Here is a 23,976-nt window from a genome sequence, read left to right on the forward strand (position 1 = left end):
CTTGTTTAGCACGACACGGGCGGGTTCAGGCCTCGGCGTCGAGATAGACCCAGTGGCCGTCCTCACGCCGGAAGCGGCTGTTCTCTTCGAGGAAGCCGTCCCGGCCCCGGTGGCGGTAGTGCGCCCGGAACTCGACCGTGCCTTCGTTGTGCAGCAGCCCGCCCCCGGTGCGGCCGAGGATCTCCAGTCGCGTCCACTCCTGGCCGGGATCGAGCCGCAGCTGCCGCGGCCGGGTGTCCGGGTGCCAGGTGCGCAGCAGGTAGCCGGTGTCGCCGACGGCGAAGGCGCTGAACCGCGACCGCATCAGCAGTTCGGCGGTGGGAGCGGTGAGCCCGCCGCCGTGGAACCGGCCGCAGCAGGCGGCGTAGGACTCGGCGAGGCCGCACGGGCAGGAGGCGGGAGGCATCGGGGAATTCTGCCACGGCCGGTCCCGGTGCCCGGGCGACCATCCACTCCGGACTGTTCCGCCTAATCCGCGTTGACCGGTTTCCCGCTCTCCCGCGCCTCCTGCGCACCCCGCACCGCGAGCCGGTCGGCTCGCTCGTTCTCCGGGTGGCCCGCGTGGCCCTTCACCCACAGCCATTCGACCGTGTGCCCGCCGATCGCCGCGTCGAGGCGCTGCCACAGGTCGGCGTTCTTCACCGGGGCGCGCGCCGCCGTCTGCCAGCCGTTGCTCTTCCAGCGGGGCAGCCACTGCGTGATGCCGTTGCGCACGTACGTGCTGTCCGTGTACACCCGCACCTGCGACGGCCGGGTCAGGCTCTCCAGGGCGCGGATCGGCGCCGTCAGCTCCATCCGGTTGTTCGTCGTCGGCGTGGCCTCGCCGCCGTACAGCTCGCGCTCGTGCCTGCCGTAGCGCAGCACCGCGCCCCAGCCGCCCGGTCCCGGGTTCCCGCTGCACGCGCCGTCGGTGTAGATCTCCACGTCCACGCGGCGACCCTACCGGTCGCGCCCCTCGCCGAACGCTGCCACGCCGGGTTACGGTGAACCTCCGGAGGGGAACCATGGGCGGGCACGACGACAACGCGGAGGGTGCGCTCTTGGCGTACCTCGCCGACGCGGACCGCGAGTACCTGCTCGCCCGCGGCACGCGCCGCCGGTTCCGGGCGAACGCCTACGTGCTGATGGAGGGCGACCCGTCCGACCACGTGCACGTGCTGGTCTCCGGCTGGGTGCGCGTCTCCGCGATCGTCGAGGACGGCCGGGAGCTGCTCTTCGGCCTGCGCGGCCCGGGTGAGGTGCTGGGCGACCTCGCCGCGGTCACCGGGCGGCCGCGGTCGGCGTCGGTGCGCGCGATCGAGCCCTGCACGGCCGTCCAGCTGACCGGCGCGCAGTTCGTCGAGGTCCTGCACGCCCGGCCCGCGATCGCCGTCGCGACGATCAAGACGGTCGCGGCCCGGCTCCGCAACGCCGAGTCCGCGCGGCTCGACGCGGCCGCCTTCGACGTCAGCCGCCGGGTCGCGGCGGTTCTGGTCCGGCTGGCCGAGGAGCGCGGCCGGAGCGTGCCGGAGGGGGTCGTCGTCGACGCGCTGTCGCAGGAGGACATCGCCACGCAGATCGGCGCGGCCCGGCGTACCGTCGCACGGGCACTGCGCGTGCTGCGGGAGCGCGGGATCGTCGAGACCGGCCGTCGCCGCTTCCTCATCCGCGAACTGCGCGTCCTGCGCGCCTTCGCCCGCTCTGAGCCAAACGGCACACAAGAGCCGTGACACGAGGCCTCTGACGGACGGCGCCGACCGGTGATCCTGGAATCCGGCCGGAAAAGAATGCGATGCCACCCGGCCGGATTTCATTTCGAGCGAGGTCGGGGAGCCCGTGCCGTGAACGTCTACTGCAGAATTCTGACCCTGGTGAAATCGGTCTTCGCCGCGTTCTTGGTCGGCGCCGTCGCGGGTTTCGCGGTGGCCGCCGGAAGTGCGGCGGAACCGGCAGCTCCGGCGTTGCACGGCTCCGCGCCGCTTTCCGCCTCGGCCTGGGTACAGCGATGAGGAGGTGTGTCTGATGGAGAGCCACTCGATCTGGGCCCTGATCTTCGGGGTGAACTGACCCGCGGTGCGACCCGGCCGGCCGGCTCGTGGGGGGTCGGCCGACCGGGTATTGCCGAATGTCGACGTCCGTGATCTGTCCTGCTTTCGGAGAACGGGAACTGGTAACGTGGGAAAGCTTGCCGCGCGGGGTCGAGGGGGTGGGACGACGGACGAACACGCCTCCCCGTTCGTACGCGAACTCAACGAACTGCGGCGCGGCCGCGGCCTCGACGCGGCCGATCTGCACCAGCGGATCGGCCCGCTCCTGCGGGCGGCGTGCGCGATCGCCGAAACCGACCAGCCGGCCGCCGCGCGCCAGAAGCTCGTGCTGCGGCTCACCGAGCTGTGCGGGCGGCTGCCGCCGGACCTGAAGCTCGCCGCGCTGGCGGCGCTCGGCCTGCACGAGGACGCCGCGGGCGAGTTCCTCGACCGGCGGATCTCGTGGCTGGCCAGCGTCCTCGACCGCGACCCGCGCACCGCCCGGCGCCGGATCGACCTGGCGTTCCGCCGGCTCGACGAGCTGCTCGGCGCGCCCGCGCCCCGTGGCGACCTGCACCCGCTGGCCGGCTGGTACGTCGAGTCGATGAAGGCGATGCTCCGGCTCGACCGCCACCCGCCGGAACTGCAGGAGGAGCGCCGGATCGTCGCGGAGGTCGACGAGCTCGACGAGCTGGTCCTGCCGTTCAGCGTGCCGGCCGAAGCGGGCAGCGACCCGGTGCCGGACCTCACCGCGGACGCGCTGTACGGCGGCGAAATCGTCGAAGCGCGCCAGGTGTCGGCGAGCCACGCCCAGTTCATCATGCGGCTGCCGAACCCGCTGCGGCTCGGCCAGCGCCACGAGTACGGCATCCGGCTCACGCCGAGGCGCACGGAACTGCGGCCGTACTACGCCATGACGCCGCTGCGCCGCTGCGAGGAGTTCTCGGTGCGGGTCCGGTTCGACCGGGCGGCACCGCCGTCGCGGGTGTGGCGCCTCAACGGCGTACCGGGCCGGGTGGTCGACGACGGCGTCGACTCGGGCGACGCGCTGACCGTCAACCGGGTCGGCGAGGTCTGCCTCGAGTTCCACGACCTGCACCAGGGCCTGAGCTACGGGCTGCAGTGGTCGTTCGAGCCGCGCGGGACCTGAGGCCGGCGTCCGGATGCTGGGACGCGGAATAGCGGCGCGAGCACCGGGTTGGCATGGTCGTAGCCGACGGAAAAGGGGCCCGCGATGAGCACGTTCACGAGCGAGTGGCAGGACTGGAAGGCCCGGCGCGAGACCGACCTGGCCGAGCCGCACGGCTGGCTGGCGCTGGTTTCGCTGGACTGGCTGACCGAGACCCCGCGTGAGTACCCCGGCATCCCGGGCCGCTGGTGGCAGGACGCCGACGCGGCGTACGTCGACCCGGCCGGCGCCCCGCTGGTCCACGAAGGGGAACCGATCACCGAAGTCCGGCGGTTCGAGCTGGTCAACAGCGGCGCGGGCACGCGCGTGTTGTCCGGCGACGTCGAGATCGAGGTGGCCCGCCGCTCGGGGTACCTGATCCGCGTCCACGACCCCAAGGCCGAGGTGCTGCGCGAGTTCCGCGGCGTCCCGGCGTACGAGCCGTCGCCGTCCTGGGTGCTGTCCGGCCGGTTCGAGCCGTTCGACTCGCCGCGCCCGACCACGGTGGGCGCGGTCGTGGAAGGACTGAGCCACGTCTACACGGCGCCCGGCGTCGTCCGCTTCTCCCGCGATGGCGCCGAGCACACGCTGACCGCGTTCAACGGCAAGGACGGCGGCCTCAGCATCCTGTTCACCGACGGGACCAGCGGCGTGACCACCTACGCGGCCAACCGGTCGCTGCCGGTCGGGGCACCGGCCGCGGACGGCTCGGTGACGCTGGACTTCAACCGCGCGGTGAACCTGCCGTGCGCGTTCACCGACTTCGCGACGTGCCCGCTGCCGCCGGCCGGCAACCACCTGCCGTTCGCGGTCGAGGCGGGGGAGAAGACGCCGTACGAGCGCGGCTGACTCCCCCGCCTGCCGCTCAGCGGGATCAGCGGGTTCAGTGGGCGACGTCGATGACGATGCGGTTGGGCCCGGTGAGGGTGAAGACCTTCACCGAGGTCTGCGACCGCACCCCGATCCCGATCGAGGTCTGCGCCTCGAAGTCACCGGTGAGGGCGATGGCCATGACGTTGCGCAGGTTCCGGGTCCGGAACTTCTGCGGCCCGGGGTAGGTGGGGTTGCCGTTCTCGTCGTGCGCGACGAGCGGGAAGCCGGAGACTTCGATGAAGAACTCCCCGGTGAGCCACACGATGTCCCCGGTCGGGTCGGCGGTGAGTTCGTCGGTGAACCGCTGGTTGATCAGGGTGGGCAGGGGCCCGGCCGACAGGTCGAGCACGATCCGGTCGAACCCGGGGTTGAGCCCGGTCCGGATGTTGACGAGGGCGGCTGTGGTGGGCGCGGCTTGAGCCGGGCCCGCCGCGGCGAGCGTCCCGGCGAGCAGCAGCATGACGGCGGCGAGCGCGCGTCTGAGGGTCTTGGACATGATGGGCCTCCTGGCCGAGTGAACCGGTGGAAGTCCCAGCGCTGGGTTTGCTGGTGACGCCCGGTTCGTCCGGTGAGTTGCCCGTGGGCGGGTTTTGACGCCCCAAGCGTTACCCGGCTGCTCCGAACGTGGCCGCCATCTCGGCGGCGCCCGGGGGTGGCTTCGGTGGCTCCGGAGGCTTTGCCCGGCGGCCGCGAGTTGCTAGCTTAAGTGAGTTCAGTTTGGCCCGCTCCCCGTGAGTTCGAACTTCGGCCGGCCCAAAAACTGAATTCGGTTGGCTTGTCGCGTCACGGAGGAGTTGTCGATGTCGTTCGTGCTGATCCACGGCGCCACCATGGGCGCCGGCTGCTGGGACCGCCTGACCCCGCTGCTCGACGGCGAGGTCCTGGCGGTGGACCTGCCCGGCCGCGGCACGCGGGGCGACGTGGACGTGCGCACCGTGACGCTGGAGGACTGCGCCGAGGCCGTGGCCGCCGACGTCGTCCGGCGCGACCTGACCGACGTCGTCCTGGTCGGCCACTCGTTCGGGGGTGTCACCGTGCCCCGGGTGATGGCGCTGGTGCCGGAGCGCATCCGGCGGGTGGTCCTGCTGTCGGCCGTGGTGCCGGACGACGGCACGCGCGTGCTCGACCAGATCGACCCGGGCGTGCGCAGCGCGGTGGAGGAAAGCATCTCGGGCGGCATCTACCGCATCGGCACCGACGCGGCGCGCGCCATGCTCTGCAACGACGCCGACGAGGAGCAGACGGAGTTCATCCTCGCCGGCGTGGTCGACGACGCCGCGGCCCTGCTGACCGAGACGGTCGACCTGAGCGGCTACCGGCTCCCGATCCCGCGCACGTACGTCCAGCTGTCCGAGGACCACTGCTACCTGCCCGAGCTCCAGGCCAGGTCGGCGCGGCTGACGGACGCGGAGGTGGTCACGCTGAAGGCCGGCCACATGGCGATGGTGACGGTGCCCGGCCGGGTCGCCGCGATCCTGAACGCCTGATCGGCCGGTTCCCGCGGCAGGGGCCCGGTGAGCCCCCGCCGCGGAAGATCACCAGCCGCGCTCGCGCCACTCGCCGAGCTTCGGGCGCTCGGCGCCCAGCGTCGAATCGTCCCCGTGCCCCGGGTAGAACCACGTCTCGTCGGGCAGCTCCCCGAAGATCCGCTTCTCGACGTCGTCCAGCAACGACGTGAAGTTCTCCGGCGACGCCGTCTTCCCGACCCCGCCCGGGAACAGCGAATCGCCGGTGAACAGGTGCGGGTGCCCGGCCGGGTCCCGGTACAGCAGCGCGATCGACCCCGGCGTGTGCCCGCGCAGGTGGATCACCGACAACGTGACCTCGCCCACCGTCAGCGTGTCCCCGTGCTCGACCAGGAAGTCCGGCGGCACCGGCAGCGGCCCGGCGTCGAGCGGGTGGGCCGCCGTGTTCGCGCCGTTCGCCCCCGCCACCGCGCCCAGCGCCTGCCAGTGGTCCTGGTGCTGGTGGGTCGTCACCACCGTCTTCAACGACGGCCGGTCCGGGCGGTGGCCGATCAGGTCGGAAATGCGCTCCGGGTCGCTCGCCGCGTCGATCAGCAGCGCCTCGTTCGACGACCGGCACACCAGCAGGTACGCGTTGTTGTCCATCGGGCCGACGGACAGCTTGGTGATGGTGAGCGCGTCCAGGGTGCGGCGGGTGGCGTCGCCGCCCGGGTCGACGTGCCCGGTGTAGGTGTCCACGATGTTCACCGTGCACACGGTAGTCGTTTCGCTCCAAGCGGTTCCACCCGCACAAGCGGGCGGCCGCCCCGCCACGTAGGCTCGGGCGCGAACCCCGCCAGCCCCGACCTCAGGACGACCGTGCCCACCTCCCCGACGCCGCGCCGGATCAGCTGGGACCTCCTCCGGGTCGTCGCCGTCCTGGCCGTCGTCCTCGGGCACGTCACCCATCAGGGCGCGCTCCTGCACCCGGAACTCACCGGGTACCCCTTCCGTGTGACAGCGCAGTTCGGCGCCGCGATCCTGCTGGTGATCTCCGCCTTCTTCGTCTGCGCCAGCCTGCGCAAGGGCAATCCCGGCCGGTGGCTGTGGAACCGCGTCGCGCGCCTGGTGCCCGCGTACCTGGTCGCCGTCCTGGTGACGTACGTCATCACCCGGTGGGCCGCCATCGCCTTCAGCGGCCTGCCCTACCCGCCCGGCGTCACGGGGTTCCTCTTCGGCGTGCCGCCGGGGCCGCCGGCGAACCCCTCGCCGTGGTACATCCCGACCGGGCTGGACCTGGTCGCCAACCTCGGCATGGTGCAGGAGTGGGGCATCCGCTGGGAGGCCTTCTACTACCTCGACGGCTCCTACTGGACGCTGCCGGTGCAGCTGCTGGCCTTCACCGGCGCCGCCCTGCTGTGGCCGCGGTCGTGGCGCACGCACCGGCTGACCGTCGCCCTGCTGTGGACGCTGATCCTGGTCCCGCTCGCCCTGCGCTTCCTCGCCTTCCCGCCCGGGACGGCGAGCCCGCTCGTCGAGACGTTCTACTACGGCCTGGGCCTGCACCGGCTGCACGTCTTCGCCGTCGGCGTCGCGATCTGGCTGTGGGCACGGCGACGGCTCGCGACCTGGCACGCGGCGCTGTTCGTGGCCGCCGCCGTCGCCGCCCAGGACCTGCAGGTGTTCCCGTTCCACGTCGCGCTGCCGCAGGACGCCGAGCGCTGGCCGTCCACGATCGGGTTCGCCGTCCTGCTCCTGCTGGTCTGCCTGGCCGCCCGCGGCCCGGACTGGCGGTTCCCCGGGCTGGCCCGGATCGCCCCGGCCGTCACCTGGTTCGCGGGCATCTCGTATGGTCTTTATCTGGTGCACCAGGAACTGGGTTACATCCTGGCCCGTGCCCTGCTCGACGCCGGTCTGCCCGGCTGGCTGCGGCTTCCCCTGGTGGTCGGCGCCGCCGTGCTGGCCGGCTGGGCGGTCACCGCGGGGGTCGAACGCCCGGCCCACCGGTGGCTCACCAGACGTCGAAAGCCCGAAGAACCGCAGGTCAAGGACGCGGAACCCGTTTTTGTCGGTGGTGGCTCGTAGCATGGTTCGCGGCCACCCGTGCATGCGAAACCGGGTGAGCGACCGCAGCTGTTGAATGACAGCAGAAGAAGACACTGAGAGGACCCTGGCGTGGCTGATCGCCTCGTTGTTCGCGGTGCCCGCGAGCACAACCTCCGCGGCGTGGATCTCGACCTGCCCCGCGACAGCCTGATCGTGTTCACCGGCCTGTCCGGGTCCGGGAAGTCGAGCCTCGCCTTCGACACCATCTTCGCCGAAGGGCAGCGCCGCTACGTCGAGTCGCTCTCGGCGTACGCCCGCCAGTTCCTGGGGCAGATGGACAAGCCGGACGTCGACTTCATCGAGGGCCTCTCGCCCGCGGTGTCGATCGACCAGAAGTCGACCTCGCGCAACCCGCGCTCCACCGTGGGCACGATCACCGAGGTCTACGACTACCTGCGCCTGCTCTACGCCCGCGCCGGCAAGGCGCACTGCCCCAAGTGCGGCGAGGCGATCAGCAAGCAGACCCCGCAGCAGATCGTCGACCAGGTGCTCGCCATGGAGGAGGGCACCCGGTTCCAGGTGCTCGCCCCCGTGGTGCGCGGGCGCAAGGGCGAGTACGTCGACCTGTTCGAGAACCTGCAGCAGCAGGGCTACGCGCGCGTGGTCGTCGACGGCACGATGCACGCGCTCACCGACCCGCCGAAGCTGAAGAAGCAGGAGAAGCACCAGATCGGCGTGGTCATCGACCGCCTGACGGTGAAGGCGGCCTCGCGGCAGCGGCTCACCGACTCGGTCGAGACGGCGCTGCGGCTGGCCGACGGCCTGATCGAGCTCGAGTTCGTCGACCTGCCGGAGAACGACCCGCACCGGATCCGCGGCTTCTCCGAGAACCTGGCCTGCCCCAACGGCCACCCGCTGGCCATCGAGGACCTCGAGCCCCGCTCGTTCTCCTTCAACTCGCCGTACGGCGCTTGCCCCGAGTGCACCGGCATCGGCATCCGCAAGGAGGTCGACCCGGAGCTGGTGGTGCCGGACGACGAGCTGTCGCTGGCCGAGGGCGCGATCGCGCCGTGGGCGGGCGGCCAGAGCGCGGACTACTTCGTCCGGCTGCTCGAGTCGCTGTCGGAGACCATCGGCTTCCGGATGGACACGCCGTGGCGGCGGCTGCCGGCGCGCGCCCAGAAGGCGGTGCTGCACGGCGTCGACGAGCAGGTCCACGTCCGCTACAAGAACCGCTACGGCCGCCAGCGCTCGTACTACGCGAACTTCGAGGGCGTCATCCCGTTCCTCGAGCGGCGCCAGGAGCAGACCGAGTCCGAGTACATGCGCGAGCGGTACGAGGGCTACATGCGCGAGGTGCCGTGCCCGGCCTGCCAGGGCACCCGGCTCAAGCCGGAGATCCTCGCGGTGACGCTGGCGCACAAGACCCGGGGCGACATGTCCATCGCCGAGGTCTGCGGGCTGTCCATCGCGGAGGCGTCGCAGTTCCTCGACGAGCTGGAGCTGGGCCAGCGCGAGGCGATGATCGCCGGCGCGGTGCTCAAGGAGATCCAGGCCCGCCTGCGCTTCCTCCTGGACGTCGGCCTGACGTACCTCTCGCTCGACCGCGCGTCCGCCACACTTTCGGGTGGTGAAGCGCAGCGCATCCGGCTCGCGACGCAGATCGGTTCGGGCCTGGTGGGCGTGCTGTACGTGCTCGACGAGCCGTCGATCGGCCTGCACCAGCGCGACAACCACCGCCTGATCGAGACGCTGACCAGGCTGCGGAACCTCGGCAACACGCTGATCGTCGTCGAGCACGACGAGGACACCATCCGCTCCAGCGACTGGGTGGTCGACATCGGCCCGGGCGCGGGCGAGCACGGCGGCCACATCGTCCACAGTGGACCGTACAAGAAGCTGCTCAAGAGCAAGGACTCGCTGACCGGGCAGTACCTGTCCGGCCGCCGGAAGATCGAGGTGCCGGCGATCCGGCGCCCGGTCGACAAGAAGCGGCAGCTGACCGTCGTCGGCGCGCGGGAGCACAACCTGCGCGGCCTCGACGTCTCGTTCCCGCTCGGCTGCCTGGTCTCGGTCACCGGCGTCTCCGGCTCTGGCAAGTCGACGCTGGTCAACGACATCCTCGCGACCGTGCTGGCCAACAAGCTCAACGGCGCCCGCCAGGTGCCGGGCCGCCACACCCGGGTCAACGGCCTGAACAACGTCGACAAGCTGGTGCGGGTCGACCAGTCGCCGATCGGGCGGACCCCGCGGTCCAACCCGGCCACCTACACCGGCGTCTGGGACCACGTCCGCAAGCTGTTCGCCGCGACCACCGAGGCGAAGGTCCGCGGCTACCAGCAGGGCCGGTTCTCGTTCAACGTCAAGGGCGGCCGGTGCGAGGCGTGCGCCGGCGACGGCACGATCAAGATCGAGATGAACTTCCTGCCGGACGTCTACGTCCCGTGCGAGGTCTGCAAGGGCGCCCGGTACAACCGGGAGACCCTCGAGGTGCACTACAAGGGCAAGACGGTTTCCGACGTGCTCGACATGCCCATCGAGGAGGCCGCGGAGTTCTTCGAGCCGATCAAGGCCATCCACCGCCACCTGCAGACGCTCGTCGACGTCGGCCTCGGCTACGTCCGGCTCGGCCAGCCGGCGCCGACGCTGTCCGGCGGTGAGGCGCAGCGCGTCAAGCTGGCCAGCGAGCTGCAGAAGCGCTCGACCGGCAAGACGGTGTACATCCTCGACGAGCCGACCACGGGTCTGCACTTCGAGGACATCAACAAGCTGATCGGCGTGATCAACGGCCTGGTCGACAAGGGCAACTCGGTGATCGTGATCGAGCACAACCTCGACGTGATCAAGACCTCCGACTGGATCATCGACATGGGCCCCGAGGGCGGCTCGGGCGGTGGCACGGTGGTCGCCGAGGGCACGCCGGAGCACGTGGCGGGCATCGAGGAGAGCTACACCGGCCAGTTCCTGAAGACGGTCCTCTAGCGGCTACCGCTCCTTCCCGGTGGTCTGGTGGACCACCGGGGAGAGCGGGCCGTAGTACAGCGCCCGCAGCCGGTAGGCCGAGCCCTCTTCGCCGGGCAGCAGCGAGAGCGCGCAGGTGGTGACGTCCGGCCCGGTCACCTCGACCGGGTCGAACTCCGGCGCGCCCGGGCGCCGGATCTCCAGCAGGAACCCGGCCTCGTCCCGCGTGCGGTCGGGCCAGCTGAACGTCACCGTGTCGCCGGCGGGCACCACGTGCAGCTCCGTCGAAAGCGGCCCGGTGAACGGCTGCACCCGGTAGTGGAACGGCGTTTCCGGGATCAGGTCCGGGTGGCGGTAGCTCGTCACGTGCGGGGGCAGGAACCGCAGCGTCGTCCACGGCCCGGCCGGGTCGTTGGCGTAGTCGACCCGGTGGCCCGCGCCGTCGTCCGGCCAGCTGAGCACCACTTCCGTGGGCGAAGTCAGGGTGGCGGTGAACGCCGGCGGGGCGGCGGAGCAGCTCGCGGCCAGCAGCGCCACCACGGCGAGGGGTTTGACGGGCACGGCGGCCTCCCGGGACTGCGGGGGCGGCGGTGCGGACGTGATCAGCCTAGGAAGCCACCCGCACGGCGACAAGATCGTGCCGATCACCGGGACACACCAATCCGCCGGCGAACCGGCACCGAACGGGGCGAAAACCGGCTGAACCGTTTCGCGCCCGCCGCCGTGTTCTGGGTGTCGAGGTCCGCCGGATGGCGGAGCCGCCCTCACCGAGGAGAGAACGTCATGAACCGTATCCGGCCGGTGGTCGTCAGCGCGCTGGCGCTCGTCGCCGTCGCTTCCTTGTCCGCCTGCGGCGAGATGGCCGACGGTGCCCAAGGGCCACAGCACGGCGAACCGGGGCACAAGATGCTCCAGGTCGGCACGGTCAACGGGGTCGGCTCGGTGGTCACCGACGCCGACGGCAAGACGCTCTACCGGTTCGACAAGGACCTCTCCCAGCCGCCGACGTCGAACTGCGACGGCGACTGCACGAAGTCCTGGCAGCCGATGCTCGCCGGGGTGGCCACGCCGATGCTCAAGGGCATCCAGGACACCCAGGTCGGCACGACGACCCGCAAGGACGGCAGCAAGCAGATCACGCTCAACGGCTGGCCGCTGTACGAGTTCACGGGCGACAAGGCGGCGGGCGACATGAACGGCCAGGGCGCGAACGGCACGTGGTTCGCGATCGCCCCGGACGGCAGCAAGATCACCGCGGGCGGCAAGGCCGGCGGGTCAGGGTCCTGACGGACGACGGTTTCCGGGCAAACGAGGAAGGACGGGCAGCCGATGAACACCATGGTCGCGCTGCGCTCGGCGCACGCACCGCCGGTGGAGCTGAGGGTTGCACTACTGTCCTCGACGACTCAGAACACCGTCGGGAGGACGAGGGTGGCCATAGGAGGCAGGCGGCCTAAGAAGGCCAAAGGCGAAGACCTGATTCGGCAGCTCTACGCCGAACACGGGCGAAGCCTGCTGGCCTACGCGACGAGGCTGACCGGGGATCGGGCGGCAGCCGAGGACGTGGTCCAGGAGACGCTCGTCCGTGCGTGGAAACACGCGGACGACTTGCAGAACGACGGAAAGGGCTCGGTGCGCGGGTGGTTGCTGACCGTCGCGCGCAACCTGGTCACCGACCGGGCACGGGCCCGGGCGGCCCGGCCACAAGAGGTGGCCGAACCGGCCGAAGGCGTGCCGACCCCGGCCGTCGAGCGAGATCACGCCCAAGGCGTGGTCGACTCGATGACCGTGCTCGGCGCGATGGACGGGCTGTCCAACGAGCATCGAGAGGTCCTGGTGGAGATCTACTACCGGGGACGGACGGTGGCCGAAGCGGCGAGAACACTGGGCGTCGCGCCGGGTACCGTGAAATCAAGGTCGTACTACGCACTACGAGCACTCAGAGCAGCGATGATTTCGAGCGGAACGGAGGTGGCGCGATGAACTCGGTGGACGAGAGTCACACGCAGCTCGGCGCGTACGCCCTCGGCGCGCTCGATCCCAACGAGGCGGCCGACTTCGAGCGGCGGCACCTGCAGACCTGCGCGCAGTGCCGGTTCGACCTCAACGAGCTGGTGGCCCTGCGCGACTCGCTCGACGAGGTACCGCCCGAGGCGTTCCTCGACGGGCCGCCCGAGGGCGGGGACCTGCTGCTGCAGAAGACCCTGCGCCGGGTGCGCGACGAGGAAGAGCGCGTGGCTCCGGCCCGCTCGGGCCGGTCGACGTCACGCCGGGGCCTCGCCCTGGTCGCGGCGGCGGTGCTCGTGGTGGCCGCCCTCGGCGGCGGCGTGCTGGTGGGCCGCCAGACGGCCCCGGGCAACGACGGGCCCCTTGCGGTACCGCAGTCGAACGTCCCCGGCACGAAGACCGTCGAAGCCCGGGATCCGAAGACCGGCGTGCAACTGGCCGCGTCGATCAGCCCGTTCCAGGGCTGGGTCAAGACGGACGTCAGCGTGAAGGGCGTCAAAGCCGGCGAGAAGTGCCTGCTCCAGGTCGTGACCAAGGACGGCAAGGCGGTGACCGCCGGCAGCTGGCAGGTGTCCGAGAAGTGGGAGAGCTCGGGCTTCAACCTCGACGGGTCGGCCCTGGTCGCGCCCGACGACGTGAAGTCGATCGACATCGTCACGGTCGACGGCCGGAAACTGGTTTCGGCCCAGGTGTGACGTGACGGGCGCGCAGTACCGGTTCCGCAGCACGTGGCTGCTGCCCCGGACCGCGCCCGGGCGGGTGTTCGACGTGGTCACCGACCTCGCGGGCTACCCGCGGTGGTGGTCGGACGTCCGCGCGGTGCGCCGTGTGGACGACGACACCGCCGAGCTGGTTTGCCGGTCCCGGCTGCCGTTCCGGATAGTCGTCCGGATGCACCGGGACCACCAGGACGAGCGCACGGGCCTGATGCGGGTCAGGCTCAGTGGCGACCTCGACGGGACCCTGGCGGGAGCGGTCCGCGCGGCGGGCGCGGGCACGCTGCTGGAAATCACGCAGGACGTCCAGGCCCGGAAGGAGTTGCTGCGGCGCTTCGACACGGTGGCCCGGCCGCTCTTCCGCGCGAACCACGCGCTGATGATGCGGCGGGGCCACCGTGGGCTTTCCACCTACCTCACGTGATCAGGGCCGTAACCGGCGTGATCGAAGCCGGAACCCGCGTGATCGAGGCCGGAACTCGCGAGTTACGGCTTCAATCTCGCGAGTTACGTTTCTGATCACGCGAGTTCCGGGCCGGGTCACGCGAGATCGGCGGTGCACAGTTCCGGCTCGGGAGCCGCCGTGGCTCGGCGGGGGCGGCGGGCCAGGACCAGGCCGCCCAGGGCGACCGCCGCGATCAGGAAGCCCGCGCTCACCCCGTAGGCCAGCCGGTACCCGGCCGCCAAGGCCTCGCGGTGGTCCACCGCGCCGAGGCTTTCGGTCCGAGCGGCGGCGACCGCGGCCAGCACCGCGGTGCCCACTGCTGCCCCGACCTGCTGGGTCGTGTTGATCAGGCCGGACGCGACGCCGGCGTCGGCCGCCGGGACGTCCGCCATCGCCAGGCCCATCAGCGCCGGGATGGCCGCGCCGGCGCCCAGCCCCATCAGGAGCAGCGGCGGCAGCACGTCGGCGAAGTAGGAGCCCGACACCCGGGTGAGCAGCAGCAGGCCCACGATCACCAGGCCGAGCCCGGCCGGCAGCACCGTCCGCGGGCCGAAGCGTGCCGTGAGCTTGTCCGCGAAGCCGAGCGACGCCACCGCGATCACCAGCGGCACCGGCAGGAACGCGACGCCGGTCCAGAGCGCGTCCAGGCCCAGCACCTGCTGCAGGTACAACGCCGTGACGAACTGGAAGCCGAGCATCCCGGCGACCATCAGCACCATCACCACGTTCGCGCCGGCCACCGCCCGGATCCGGAACAGCCGCAGCGGCAGCAACGGCGTCCGCGCCTTCGCCTGCCGCACCGCGAACGCCGCGAGCAGCACGACCGCGGCGACCAGCGCGCCCCAGGACGACGACGAGATGCCGTACACGCCGAGCATCACCGCGGCGGTCACCAGGACCGCACCGAGCACGTCGAGGCCGGCCCGCAGACCCGTCCCGCGGTCCGGCGCGACCACCCGCACGGCCATCAGCAGCGCCGCCACGCCGATCGGCAGGTTGACGTAGAACGTCCAGTGCCAGCTCAGCGCCTGCGTCAGCGCGCCGCCGGCGATGAGCCCGATCGACGCGCCCGCCGCCTGCGTGAAGCTGTAGACCCCGATCGCCTTCGCCCGGGCGCGGGGTTCGGGGTACATCGTGACGATCATGCCGAGCACCACGGCCGACGCCAGCGCCCCGCCGACACCCTGGGCGAACCGCGCCGCGACCAGGACACCCGCGTCCGTGGCCAGGCCCGCGACCAGCGAGGCGAGCGTGAACAGGCTCAGCCCGCCGAGGAACACGCGGCGGCGGCCGAGCAGGTCGCCCAGCCGCCCGGAGAGCAGGAGCAGGCCGCCGAAGGCGACCAGGTAGGCGGTGAAGACCCAGGACAGCCCGGCGGCCGTGAAGCCGAGGTCGGCCTGGATCGCCGGCAGCGCCACCGCGACGATGCTGCTGTCGAGCACGACCATCAGCGAGGCGGCGCACAGCACCGCCAGCGCGAGGCCGCGGGAGCGGGTGGGGTGGTTCTCGGCCATGTCAGGCCCCTCCAGTCGAGATTCCCCTGGTCGTCGCCAGGGCACTTCTTGTAACAGTGCCCATCATGTGTGACCATGGGTGTCCGCGTAAGGAGGCACTTTCATGTCCCAGGGGAACATCGGTGTACCCGTCCAGGTCACCGAGATCGACCCGGAGAAACTCGACATCTGCACGGTGCTCGAGGTCATCAACCGGATCAGCGGGAAGTGGGCGATCGGCATCCTCCTGGAGGCCATCCGGGGCCCGGTGCGGTTCACCGAGCTGGAACGCTCGGTCGAAGGGATCAGCCGCCGGATGCTGACGCTGACCCTGCGCAACCTCGAGCGCGACGGCCTCCTGGTCCGCACGATCTACCCGACCGTCCCGCCGCGCGTGGAGTACGAGGCCACGGCGATGGCGAAGGAGCTGTACCAGTCGCTGAACGGCCTGCTCGGCTGGGCGGAGCAGCACCGCGACGACATCGCGGCCGCGCGCGTCGCCTACGACGCCGCCGGCTGACCGCACTTTCCGCCCGTGTTCCGAGGGGAATCTCGCGTGATCCGACGGGCATCACGCGTGGTGCCCCGACGTGGAACGGGCCGCGGTGCGAGGTCGGGGAGACTCGCACCGCGGCCCGCGGTGGTTCGTGCACAGCGGGGGCATGGGCACGAACGTCTGGGGGAGCTACCTCGCCGCGACTTCCTCGGGCTCGGGTTGCCGCTCCTCGTCGATCAACGTGGCTTCGTCGAACGGCGCGGTCCCGGCGAACACCCGTTCCGCCTGTTCGCGGTCGAACTCCTTGGTCCAGTTGCCGATGAGGACAGTCGCGACGGCGTTGCCGGCGAAGTTCGTCAGCGCGCGGGCCTCGGACATGAACCGGTCGATGCCGAGGATGAAGCCGACGCCGTTGACCAGTTCCGGCCGGTGCGACTGCAGGCCGCTGGCCAGGGTGGCGATGCCGGAACCGCTGACGCCGGCCGCACCCTTCGACGCGATGATCATGAACACCAGCAGGCCGATCTGCGCGCCGATCGAGAGCGGCTCGTCCTGGGCCGCGGCGATGAACAGCGTCGCCATGGTCAGGTAGATGGCCGTGCCGTCCAGGTTGAACGAGTACCCGGTGGGCACGGTGATGCCGACGACCGACTTGCCGACCCCCAGGTGCTCCATCTTGGCGATCAGCCGCGGCAGCGCCGATTCCGACGACGACGTCGACAGGATCAGCAGGAACTCGCGGCCGAGGTAGCGCAGCAGGCTCAGGATGTTGACCCGGGCGCCGATCCACAGCACCAGGCCGAGGATGACGAACACGAACACCAGGCAGGTCGCGTAGAAGCCGATCATGATCACCGCGAGGCTCTTCAGCGCCGCCCAGCCGGTCGCGCCGACCACCGCGGCGATCGCGCCGAACGCGCCGATCGGGGCGGCCCACATGATCATCGCCAGCACCCGGAAGACCAGCCGCTGGATGTGCTCGACGCCGCGCAGGATCGGCGCGCCCTTCGAGCCCAGCTTCTGCAGCGCGAAGCCGACGAGCAACGCGATGAGCAGCGTCTGCAGGACCTGGCCCTCGGTGAAGGCGGACACGAACGTCTTCGGGATGATGTGGAGCAGGAAGTCGACCGGGCCTTCGGAGCCGGTGGCGGACTTCTGGACGCTCTTCACGTCGGCCGGGCTGAGGTGCAGCCCCTCGCCCGGGTGCAGCAGGTTGCCGACGACCAGGCCGATCGCGAGCGCGAAGGTCGACATCAGGATGAAGTAGGCCAGCGCCATGATGCCGACCTTGCCGACCTTCGCCGCCTTGGCGACCGAGCCGACACCGATCACGATGGTGCAGAAGATGATCGGGGAGATCATCATCTTGATCAGGTTGACGAACCCGTCGCCCAGCGGCTTGAGGCCCTTGGCGAAACCGGGGAAGAGAAAGCCCACCAGGATCCCGAGCAGGACCGCGACGATCACGGCCAGGTACAGGTAGTGGGTCTTGTCGCGGCGGCGCGGCGCCGCGTCGGGGGTCGGTGTAGGCACCGTTGCCTCCAGCTCGGGGGTGTTCAGGTTGCGGCACACTGTAGGCCGAGTTCGGTGATCCGGCTCACTTGTGTTCATTGAGTTCGTGTGATGATCGCACCGTCCCGTTCGGACAGCTGCGCGAGCGGTGTGCTGGTATGAGGAGGTGCCCCCGACGTTGCGGTCCCACTGGAGCCTCGCGCGCCAGCTGCTCGTGCTGCAGCTGGTGGTGCTCTGCGTGCTGGCCGGCGCCGGGATCACCTTCGCCTGGCTCGACGCGCGGCGGGCGGTCGAGCAGAACGCCGAGGACCAGGTGAGCGCGATCGCTCGGACCGTCGCCGACGCGCCGACCGTCGTCGCCGCGGTGACCACGCCGAACCCGAGCGCGACGCTGCAGCCGTTCGCGCTGCGCGTGCAGCACGACACCCAGGTCGACTTCATCACGATCATGAGCCCGGCCGGGATCCGCTACACGCACCCCAACCCCGCCCTGATCGGGCAGCACTACATCGGGAACATCGCCCGGGCCCAGCAGGGCCACGACTACACCGAGACCTACACCGGCTCACTCGGCCCGTCGGTGCGCACGGTCGTCCCGGTGTTCGACGCCGGCCGCCGGGTCGTCGCGCTGGTCGCGGTCGGGATCAAGGTCGCGGCGATCTCGGCCGAGCTGCGCGAGCGGCTGCTGCCGCTGTTCGGCGTCGCGGGCGCGGTCGTGCTGGTCGGGGCGCTCGGCGGCTGGCTGATCAGTGCCCGGCTGCGGCGCCAGACCCGCGGCGTCGCGCCGGACGAGCTGAGCAACCTCTTCGAGTACCACGAGGCCGTGCTGCACTCGGTCCGCGAAGGCGTGCTGCTCGTCGGCCGGGACGGGCGGATCGGGCTCTGCAACGACGGCGCGCGCACGCTCCTCGGCCTCGACGCCGACCCGGTGGGCCGCGACCTGGCGACGCTGGGGTTGCCGGACGGGCTGGCCGAGGCGTTCACGTCGGCGGAGAACCGGGCCGAGGAACTGCACCTGACGGACTCGCGCGTGCTGCTGGTCAGCACCACCGCCGTCCGCTCGGGCGGCCGCGCGCAGGGCACCGTCGTCGTCCTGCGCGACCACACGGAACTGCAGTCGCTGACCGGGGAGCTGACCACCGCGCGCGGCCTCGCCGAGGCGTTGCGGTCGCAGGCGCACGAGGCGGCGAACCGGTTGCACACGGTCGTTTCCCTGGTCGAGATCGGCAAACCCGAGCAGGCCGTCGAGTTCGCCACCGCCGAGCTCGCGTTCGCCCAGGAGCTGACCGATCGGGTCGTCGGCGCTGTCGCGGAGCCGGTACTTGCCGCGCTGCTGCTGGGCAAGGCGGCCGAAGCGAGCGAGCGCGGGGTCGAGCTGACGGTCACGCCGGACACCGTGATCGACGACGTCTCGCTCGGTGTCGAAGCCCGCGACCTGGTGACGATCCTCGGAAACCTGATCGACAACGGCCTCGACGCGGCCGTGCGCGGCACCGGGCACCCGAAGGTCGTCGTCACCGCCCGCACGGAGGACGACGGGCTGCTGCTGCGCGTCGCCGACTCCGGGCCGGGCGTGCCCGAGGGCGCCGACGTGTTCCGCCGCGGCTGGTCGACGAAGGCCGAGGACGGCCACGGGCTCGGGCTCGCGCTCGTCGGCCAGGCGGTGCGCCGCTACGGCGGCACGGTCGAAGTCGGGCGCGACGGCGGCGCGGTGTTCACTGTGTGGCTCCCGCGGCAGGAGGCGGCGCGGTGATCCGCGTGCTGGTGGTGGAGGACGAGCCGGTGGCCGCCGAGGCGCACCGCGTGTACGTCGAGCGGCTCCCCGGATTCGCGGTGGCGGGCGTGGTCCACTCCGGCGGCGAGGCGCTGCGGTTCTGCGAACGCGAGCCGGTCGACCTGGTGCTGCTGGACTTCTACCTGCCGGACACGCACGGACTGGCGGTCTGCCGGTCGCTGCGCGCGGCCGGGCTCCCGATCGACGTCATCGCCGTGACGTCGGCCCGAGACCTCGGCCTGGTGAAGGCGGCGGTGTCGGTCGGCGTGGTGCAGTACCTGCTCAAGCCGTTCACGTTCGCGACGTTGCGCGAAAAGCTCGAGCGCTACGCGGAATTCCGCGACGCGTCCGGCGAAGTCACCGGCCAGGCGGAGATCGACCGGGCCCTCGGGGCGCTGCGCACGACCGAGCAGCCCCCGCTGCCGAAGGGCATGAGCGTCCAGACCCTGGAAGCGATCACGGACGCGCTTTCCGGCGCGGCGGACGGCCTTTCGGCGGGCGCGGCGGCCTCGGCGATCGGCGCGTCCCGCGTGACGGCACGGAGGTACCTGGAGTACCTGGCGGACAACGGGATGGCCCACCGTGAGCCGCACTACGGCCAGGTCGGGCGGCCGGAGGTCTGGTACCGGCTGACGCGCGTGTGAGCTTGGTGACCGGGCTTCACCGTCGGGTGGAGCGGGTCAGTTCACGGACCTGCCGTTCGACTCTCGCACGCCCGAAGTGCCGGACGAGGGCGAGGTGGAACAATGCCGGTGCCACCGGAGTCCACTGCTCGCGGCGATCGGGCCGCAGCAGGTGGCTCACCACATCCGAGGGCTGGAAGCGCACGAACTCCCACTCGTCGTGTTCCCACTTGTCGGCCACTCCCCGGGTCCGGCGCTCGGCGAGTTGTGCCGCGGTCAGCTCGTGCAGGGAAGCCGTGAACATGCACCCCCACTGGTTCGTCGCGCGATCGACGTCGAAGGCCAGCAGTTCCAGGTGGTACTCGGAGCGGTCCAGTCCCAGCTCCTCGCGCAGACCACGCCGGGCGACGTCGTAGAGGCCGGGCGGGGTGCGGCCGTGCGAGTCCAGTGACCGGGACAACCCCTCATTGGCCGACGCGTCCCAGAGGCCCGGGAACGCCCCCACCGTCTTGCTCCGTTTCGCGAAGACGGCCTTCCGGTCCGCCGTGACCACGGCTACGTAGGTGCCGAAGCTCGCGCACATGAAGTCGGGGACCTCGGTGACCGGGAACGGGGTCACGTACTTGTCGCGGAGGGTCTCTCCGCTGGGGAGCTCGCGGTCCAATTGCTGCGTCGCCAGGAACGTGAAGTAGTCGGTGCCCTTGACACGCAGGCGAACTCCCGGCAGCTCGTCGACGCCGAGACGCTGCACCGAGAAGCCGGACACCGCGTAGGTCGGTCCGTTCCAGTGCGCCTGCCGGCCCGCCGCGGCGGAAGCCCCTTGCCGCTCGATGACTTCCTCCCGCAGCCGGGCGACATCGGCGGGCAGCTCCACGGAGCCCGGATCGACGACCACCTCGACTGCTTGCTCGTCGATCACCTGGGTGCCGTCACCCTCGATGAGCACGACACTGGTTCTCAAGGTGCCGATCGCGAACCCCGTGTCGGTGTCCGGGACGGCCTCACGCGTGAGCGCGCGACGGAGGCGACCGGCCGATCTGGTCAACGCGCCTTTCAAGGCGTCTTCGAAGAGGACCGACAGCGCCAGCCCGAGCACCGCACCGACGACCAGACCGATGACTCCGGAACTGAGCTGCTCCACAGTCGAGTCAGTCGCCGGAGAGCGGCAGATCGTTTCACCAGACCCGCGTATAACGGCCTATACCTCGCAGCGGCCGACTTCCGGCGGTTCCGGTGCCGCACCCGGTGCGGTACACCGGGAAGATCACCGACCAGGGGAGTGCCGCCATGCGGAAGTGGGCCGGGTTCGTCGCAGCGCTCGTGGTTTCGCTCGGGGTCGCCACTCCGGCGTACGCCGGGGAGCCTGCCGCGAGTGTCAGCGAAGTCCAGGTGACCGGGCCGGTCGCGCAGCGGTTCAACCTCGTTGTCCTCGGGGACGGCTACACCGCCGCCGAGCAGCCGAAGTTCTTCGCCGACGTCGAGCGGCACGTGAACACCCTGTGGTCGCTGGAGCCGTTCAAGTCCTACCGCAGCTACTTCAACGTCTACGCCGTGTCCATCGCCTCCCCGGAGTCCGGTGTGGACTGTGACCCCGGGCTGGCCGCGCCGCGGCGCGACACCCCGCTGAACATGGGTTTCTGGGGCGGCTGCAACCCGCAGAGCGTGCAGCGGCTGCTGACCGTCGACGACGCGGCCGCGCAGCGGTACGCCGACCTCGTGCCCGGCACGACCCCGGCGAACCGCCAGATCCTGGCCCTGGGCAACAGCTCGACCTACGGCGGCGCGGGCGGCACCTACGCGACGGCGTCCGGCGGGAACGCGCTGTCCGCGCTGATCTCGCCGCACGAACTCGGCCACTCGCTCGGCGGCCTCGACGACGAGTACGACTACTACGCCCGCAACGTCCCCGGTGGCGCGTACGAGGGCGGTGAGCCGGACTCGATCCACCACACCCTGCTGACCGAGCCGCAGATGCGGGCCCAGCACGCCAAGTGGTGGCGCTGGCTCGGCGAACCCAGCGAGTCCGGCGGCACGATCGGCCGCTTCGAAGGCGGGCTGTACACCCAGACCGGCGTGTGGCGGCCGAGCGCGCACTCGATGATGAAGACCCTCGGCTACGCGTTCGACCAGGTCGGCCGCGAACGGATGACACAGCGGATCGCGGCGAAGGTCCCGCTCGTCGCCGGCGGCACCCCGGCCGGCACGATCGGCGCCGACCGCGTCGTCTGGGTACGCCCGATGCACCCGGTGGACCACCGCCTGGACATCACCTGGACCCTCGACGGCAAGAGGCTGCCCGGCCGCGACGCGGTCGACCTGCGCACAGTGCGCGTGAAGCCGGGCAAGCACACCCTGACGGCGACGGTGACCGACCCGACGCCGTTCGTCCGCGACCCGGCCGCCCGCCCGTCGGCGACCCGCACCTGGACGGTCGACACGGCGGTGGTCACCCCGCCCGCCGCCGGCCCGGCGGTGGTGGCCTCGACGCCGGTTTCGCGCCCGGTCGGCGGCCACGACATGGTCTACGTCGAAACCGGTGAGCCGACCGGCTCGATCCCCGAGGTCGTCTGGAGGCTGGACGGCCGCCTGGCCTGGACCGGCCCCGACTTCGCCCTGGACGTGCCCCGCGGCTCGCACACGCTCACGGCGACGACCGGCGGCACGACGTTGACGTGGACGGTGGACGCGACGGGCCCGGCGACCACGGCCGAGCTGCCGCCCGCCGGGGACAACGTGTTCCACGGTTCGTTCACCCTGCGGCTGACCTCGCCCGACGGCATGCCGGAGTTCCGCGTCGACGGCGACGGCTGGTACAAGTACTTCGGCTGGCCGACCGACCCGAAGGCGCCGTACCTGTTCACCGCGCTCGGCACCGACATCGACGGGCTGGCGTACGGCAACCTCGGCTCCGGCGGCCTCACGGTCTCGCCGTTCGCCGAGCGCAAGCCTGGGTACGGCAAGCACCGCATCGAGTACCGGTCCGTCGACGCGGCGGGGAACGTGGGCCCGACGAAGTCGGTGACGGTGACGCTGCTGCCGTGATCACCGCGGCCGGCCCGGCACCCCCGGCCGCATCTGCCACGGACGCGGCCCGTCCAACGGCCGGTACTCCACCCCGAGCGCGTCCAGCCGCGGCAAGTGGTGGTCCCGCAGCCGCGGCAGGAACTCCGCGTAATCCCGCGGCCCGGAACTCCACGCCACCTCCGCGAACGCCGAAAGCCGCGGGAACGCCATGTAGTCCACCCGGCGGACGCTGTCCAGGTGCTCGCTCCACACCTGCGCCTGCACGCCCCGCAGCCGCGACCCGCTCAGCGCCGGCTCGTACGCGTACACGTCCTCCACCGTGTGCACCTCCCCGACCGGAATCGGCTCCTCGGGATCCGCGGCCTGCCGGTGGTCCAGGTACACGTGCTGCTCCGGGCACATCACCACGTCGTGCCCGAGAGAAGCCGCGCGCACGCCGGCGTCCTCGTTGCGCCACGCGCCGATCACCATCGGCGGGAGGCCGTCGATGTCGAGGACCTCGTCCCAGCCCATCGGGGTGCGGCCCCGGGCCACCAGGTACTCGGCCAGCCGGCGGACGAACGCGCGGTGCTCGTCGGTCGCGCCCGGCGTCTCGTCGCCGCCCAAGGCGATCACCGGCGACGGGAAGATCTCCAGCAGGTGGTCGAACACCTGCCGGAAGAAGTCCAAAGTGGACTCCACGGGGGAAAGCAGCGAGGTGCTGATACCCCAGGAGGTCCAGACTTCGTAGGAGGACGACGTCCCCAGGGAGGGATAGGCGGCGAGGGCCGCCCGCGCGTGGCCGGGGACGTCGATCTCCGGCACCACCGTGACCGCCCGCGAGGCGGCGTAGGCGACGATCTCCCGCAGGTCGTCACCGGTGTAGAACCCGCCGTGCGGACGCCCGTCCTGCGCGCCCCCGCTGCCCACCATCGACGACGGCCGCCAGCCGCCCACGGACGTCAAAAGGGGGAACGACGGGACCTCGAAGCGCCAGCCCTGGTCGTCGGTGAGGTGCAGGTTCAGCACGTTCAGCTTGTGCGCGGCCAGCAGGTCGACGAACCGGAGCACCTCGGCCTTGGTCCGGAAGTGCCGGGCGACGTCCAGCAGGCAGCCGCGCCACCCGAACCGCGGGTGGTCCTCGACGACCCCGCACGGCAGCGACGTCGGCGCGAACCCGGCCACCCGGAACGCGCCCGGTCCCGCCAGCTGCCGCAACGTCTCCCGCCCGTAGACCTCCCCGGCGGGATCTGCCACCTCCAGAACCACCCCGGCGGGCGAGAGGGAAAGCCGATACCCCTCAGGCGGCAGAGAAGCGGGCCGAACGTCCACAGTGGACGGCCATGGGCAGGAGCCCGGCGCGGGCGTCACCGAGACCGGGCGGGGGAGCAGGGTGTCGAAAGCCATG

23 protein-coding genes are annotated in these 23,976 nt (G+C 71.3%); 14 read left to right on the forward strand and 9 right to left on the reverse strand.

What is annotated here, in order from left to right:
* Window positions 1–25: 25 nt before the first annotated feature.
* Window positions 26–406, reverse strand: a complete 381-nt coding sequence (locus ACWED2_RS17705) for a YchJ family protein (protein ID WP_449691547.1) — start codon at window positions 404–406, stop codon at window positions 26–28.
* Window positions 407–468: 62 nt separating this feature from the next.
* Window positions 469–930, reverse strand: a complete 462-nt coding sequence (gene rnhA, locus ACWED2_RS17710; RefSeq protein ID WP_360180212.1) for a ribonuclease HI — start codon at window positions 928–930, stop codon at window positions 469–471.
* Window positions 931–1,004: 74 nt separating this feature from the next.
* Here rnhA and ACWED2_RS17715 point away from each other — a divergent pair, with 74 nt between their 5' ends.
* From ACWED2_RS17715 to ACWED2_RS17725, 3 genes are all read left to right on the forward strand, one after another.
* A complete protein-coding gene (locus ACWED2_RS17715) occupies window positions 1,005–1,709 on the forward strand; it encodes a Crp/Fnr family transcriptional regulator (protein ID WP_449691548.1) in 705 nt (234 codons plus the stop codon).
* A gap of 445 nt (window positions 1,710–2,154) precedes the next feature.
* Window positions 2,155–3,156 (forward strand): hypothetical protein, encoded by a 1,002-nt coding sequence (locus tag ACWED2_RS17720; protein ID WP_449691549.1) that lies wholly within the window; start codon window positions 2,155–2,157, stop codon window positions 3,154–3,156.
* Window positions 3,157–3,240: 84 nt separating this feature from the next.
* A complete protein-coding gene (locus tag ACWED2_RS17725) occupies window positions 3,241–4,023 on the forward strand; it encodes a DUF1684 domain-containing protein (RefSeq protein ID WP_449691550.1) in 783 nt (260 codons plus the stop codon).
* A 34-nt stretch (window positions 4,024–4,057) separates the two neighbouring features.
* Here the strand turns inward: ACWED2_RS17725 and ACWED2_RS17730 are convergent, their stop codons facing one another.
* Complete coding sequence (locus ACWED2_RS17730) at window positions 4,058–4,543, reverse strand: AMIN-like domain-containing (lipo)protein (protein WP_449691551.1); 486 nt, start codon at window positions 4,541–4,543, stop codon at window positions 4,058–4,060.
* Window positions 4,544–4,847: 304 nt separating this feature from the next.
* Between ACWED2_RS17730 and ACWED2_RS17735 the strand changes: the two genes are divergently transcribed.
* On the forward strand, window positions 4,848–5,534 hold the full coding sequence (locus tag ACWED2_RS17735) for an alpha/beta fold hydrolase (RefSeq protein WP_449691552.1): 687 nt from the start codon (window positions 4,848–4,850) through the stop codon (window positions 5,532–5,534).
* Between the two features lie 48 nt (window positions 5,535–5,582).
* On the opposite strand, the gene ACWED2_RS17740 is transcribed toward ACWED2_RS17735, so the two are convergent.
* Window positions 5,583–6,260, reverse strand: coding sequence for an MBL fold metallo-hydrolase (locus tag ACWED2_RS17740; protein WP_449691553.1), 678 nt, complete (start codon window positions 6,258–6,260; stop codon window positions 5,583–5,585).
* A 111-nt stretch (window positions 6,261–6,371) separates the two neighbouring features.
* Between ACWED2_RS17740 and ACWED2_RS17745 the strand changes: the two genes are divergently transcribed.
* Both ACWED2_RS17745 and uvrA read left to right on the forward strand, forming a co-directional pair.
* Complete coding sequence (locus tag ACWED2_RS17745; protein WP_449691554.1) at window positions 6,372–7,577, forward strand: acyltransferase family protein; 1,206 nt, start codon at window positions 6,372–6,374, stop codon at window positions 7,575–7,577.
* 90 nt (window positions 7,578–7,667) lie between these two features.
* Window positions 7,668–10,520: an excinuclease ABC subunit UvrA gene (gene uvrA, locus ACWED2_RS17750; protein WP_449691555.1), complete on the forward strand. Its 2,853-nt coding sequence runs from the start codon at window positions 7,668–7,670 to the stop codon at window positions 10,518–10,520.
* A gap of 3 nt (window positions 10,521–10,523) precedes the next feature.
* On the opposite strand, the gene ACWED2_RS17755 is transcribed toward uvrA, so the two are convergent.
* The gene (locus ACWED2_RS17755) at window positions 10,524–11,060 is read right to left on the reverse strand and encodes a fibronectin type III domain-containing protein (protein WP_449691557.1); all 537 of its coding nucleotides are present in this window, start codon (window positions 11,058–11,060) and stop codon (window positions 10,524–10,526) included.
* Window positions 11,061–11,282: 222 nt separating this feature from the next.
* On the opposite strand from ACWED2_RS17755, the gene ACWED2_RS17760 reads away from it, so the two are divergent.
* From ACWED2_RS17760 to ACWED2_RS17775, 4 genes are all read left to right on the forward strand, one after another.
* On the forward strand, window positions 11,283–11,786 hold the full coding sequence (locus tag ACWED2_RS17760) for a hypothetical protein (RefSeq protein WP_449691558.1): 504 nt from the start codon (window positions 11,283–11,285) through the stop codon (window positions 11,784–11,786).
* 144 nt (window positions 11,787–11,930) lie between these two features.
* On the forward strand, window positions 11,931–12,482 hold the full coding sequence (locus ACWED2_RS17765; RefSeq protein ID WP_026469270.1) for a sigma-70 family RNA polymerase sigma factor: 552 nt from the start codon (window positions 11,931–11,933) through the stop codon (window positions 12,480–12,482).
* Complete coding sequence (locus ACWED2_RS17770; RefSeq protein WP_449691559.1) at window positions 12,479–13,201, forward strand: anti-sigma factor family protein; 723 nt, start codon at window positions 12,479–12,481, stop codon at window positions 13,199–13,201. Before ACWED2_RS17765 ends, ACWED2_RS17770 begins: the two co-directional genes overlap by 4 nt.
* A 1-nt stretch (window position 13,202) precedes the next feature.
* Window positions 13,203–13,646 (forward strand): SRPBCC family protein, encoded by a 444-nt coding sequence (locus tag ACWED2_RS17775; RefSeq protein ID WP_449691560.1) that lies wholly within the window; start codon window positions 13,203–13,205, stop codon window positions 13,644–13,646.
* A gap of 116 nt (window positions 13,647–13,762) precedes the next feature.
* Here ACWED2_RS17775 and ACWED2_RS17780 read toward each other — a convergent pair whose 3' ends face one another.
* Window positions 13,763–15,181, reverse strand: coding sequence for a DHA2 family efflux MFS transporter permease subunit (locus tag ACWED2_RS17780; protein WP_449691561.1), 1,419 nt, complete (start codon window positions 15,179–15,181; stop codon window positions 13,763–13,765).
* A 103-nt stretch (window positions 15,182–15,284) separates the two neighbouring features.
* On the opposite strand from ACWED2_RS17780, the gene ACWED2_RS17785 reads away from it, so the two are divergent.
* The gene (locus ACWED2_RS17785; protein ID WP_449691562.1) at window positions 15,285–15,680 is read left to right on the forward strand and encodes a winged helix-turn-helix transcriptional regulator; all 396 of its coding nucleotides are present in this window, start codon (window positions 15,285–15,287) and stop codon (window positions 15,678–15,680) included.
* Window positions 15,681–15,845: 165 nt separating this feature from the next.
* Here ACWED2_RS17785 and ACWED2_RS17790 read toward each other — a convergent pair whose 3' ends face one another.
* Window positions 15,846–17,189 carry a cation:dicarboxylate symporter family transporter gene (locus tag ACWED2_RS17790; protein WP_449691563.1) on the reverse strand — a complete coding sequence of 448 codons (1,344 nt, stop codon included), beginning with the start codon at window positions 17,187–17,189 and terminating at the stop codon, window positions 15,846–15,848.
* A 145-nt stretch (window positions 17,190–17,334) separates the two neighbouring features.
* On the opposite strand from ACWED2_RS17790, the gene ACWED2_RS17795 reads away from it, so the two are divergent.
* Window positions 17,335–18,921, forward strand: coding sequence for an ATP-binding protein (locus ACWED2_RS17795; protein WP_449691564.1), 1,587 nt, complete (start codon window positions 17,335–17,337; stop codon window positions 18,919–18,921).
* The gene (locus tag ACWED2_RS17800) at window positions 18,918–19,586 is read left to right on the forward strand and encodes a response regulator (protein ID WP_354850970.1); all 669 of its coding nucleotides are present in this window, start codon (window positions 18,918–18,920) and stop codon (window positions 19,584–19,586) included. Before ACWED2_RS17795 ends, ACWED2_RS17800 begins: the two co-directional genes overlap by 4 nt.
* A gap of 16 nt (window positions 19,587–19,602) precedes the next feature.
* On the opposite strand, the gene ACWED2_RS17805 is transcribed toward ACWED2_RS17800, so the two are convergent.
* Window positions 19,603–20,706, reverse strand: a complete 1,104-nt coding sequence (locus ACWED2_RS17805) for a hypothetical protein (protein ID WP_449691565.1) — start codon at window positions 20,704–20,706, stop codon at window positions 19,603–19,605.
* A 146-nt stretch (window positions 20,707–20,852) separates the two neighbouring features.
* On the opposite strand from ACWED2_RS17805, the gene ACWED2_RS17810 reads away from it, so the two are divergent.
* Window positions 20,853–22,607 (forward strand): M64 family metallopeptidase, encoded by a 1,755-nt coding sequence (locus ACWED2_RS17810; protein ID WP_449691566.1) that lies wholly within the window; start codon window positions 20,853–20,855, stop codon window positions 22,605–22,607.
* Here the strand turns inward: ACWED2_RS17810 and ACWED2_RS17815 are convergent, their stop codons facing one another.
* Window positions 22,608–23,975 (reverse strand): beta-N-acetylhexosaminidase, encoded by a 1,368-nt coding sequence (locus ACWED2_RS17815; protein ID WP_449691567.1) that lies wholly within the window; start codon window positions 23,973–23,975, stop codon window positions 22,608–22,610.
* Window position 23,976: the final 1 nt, after the last annotated feature.

This window comes from Amycolatopsis sp. NPDC005003, from assembly GCF_053600695.1.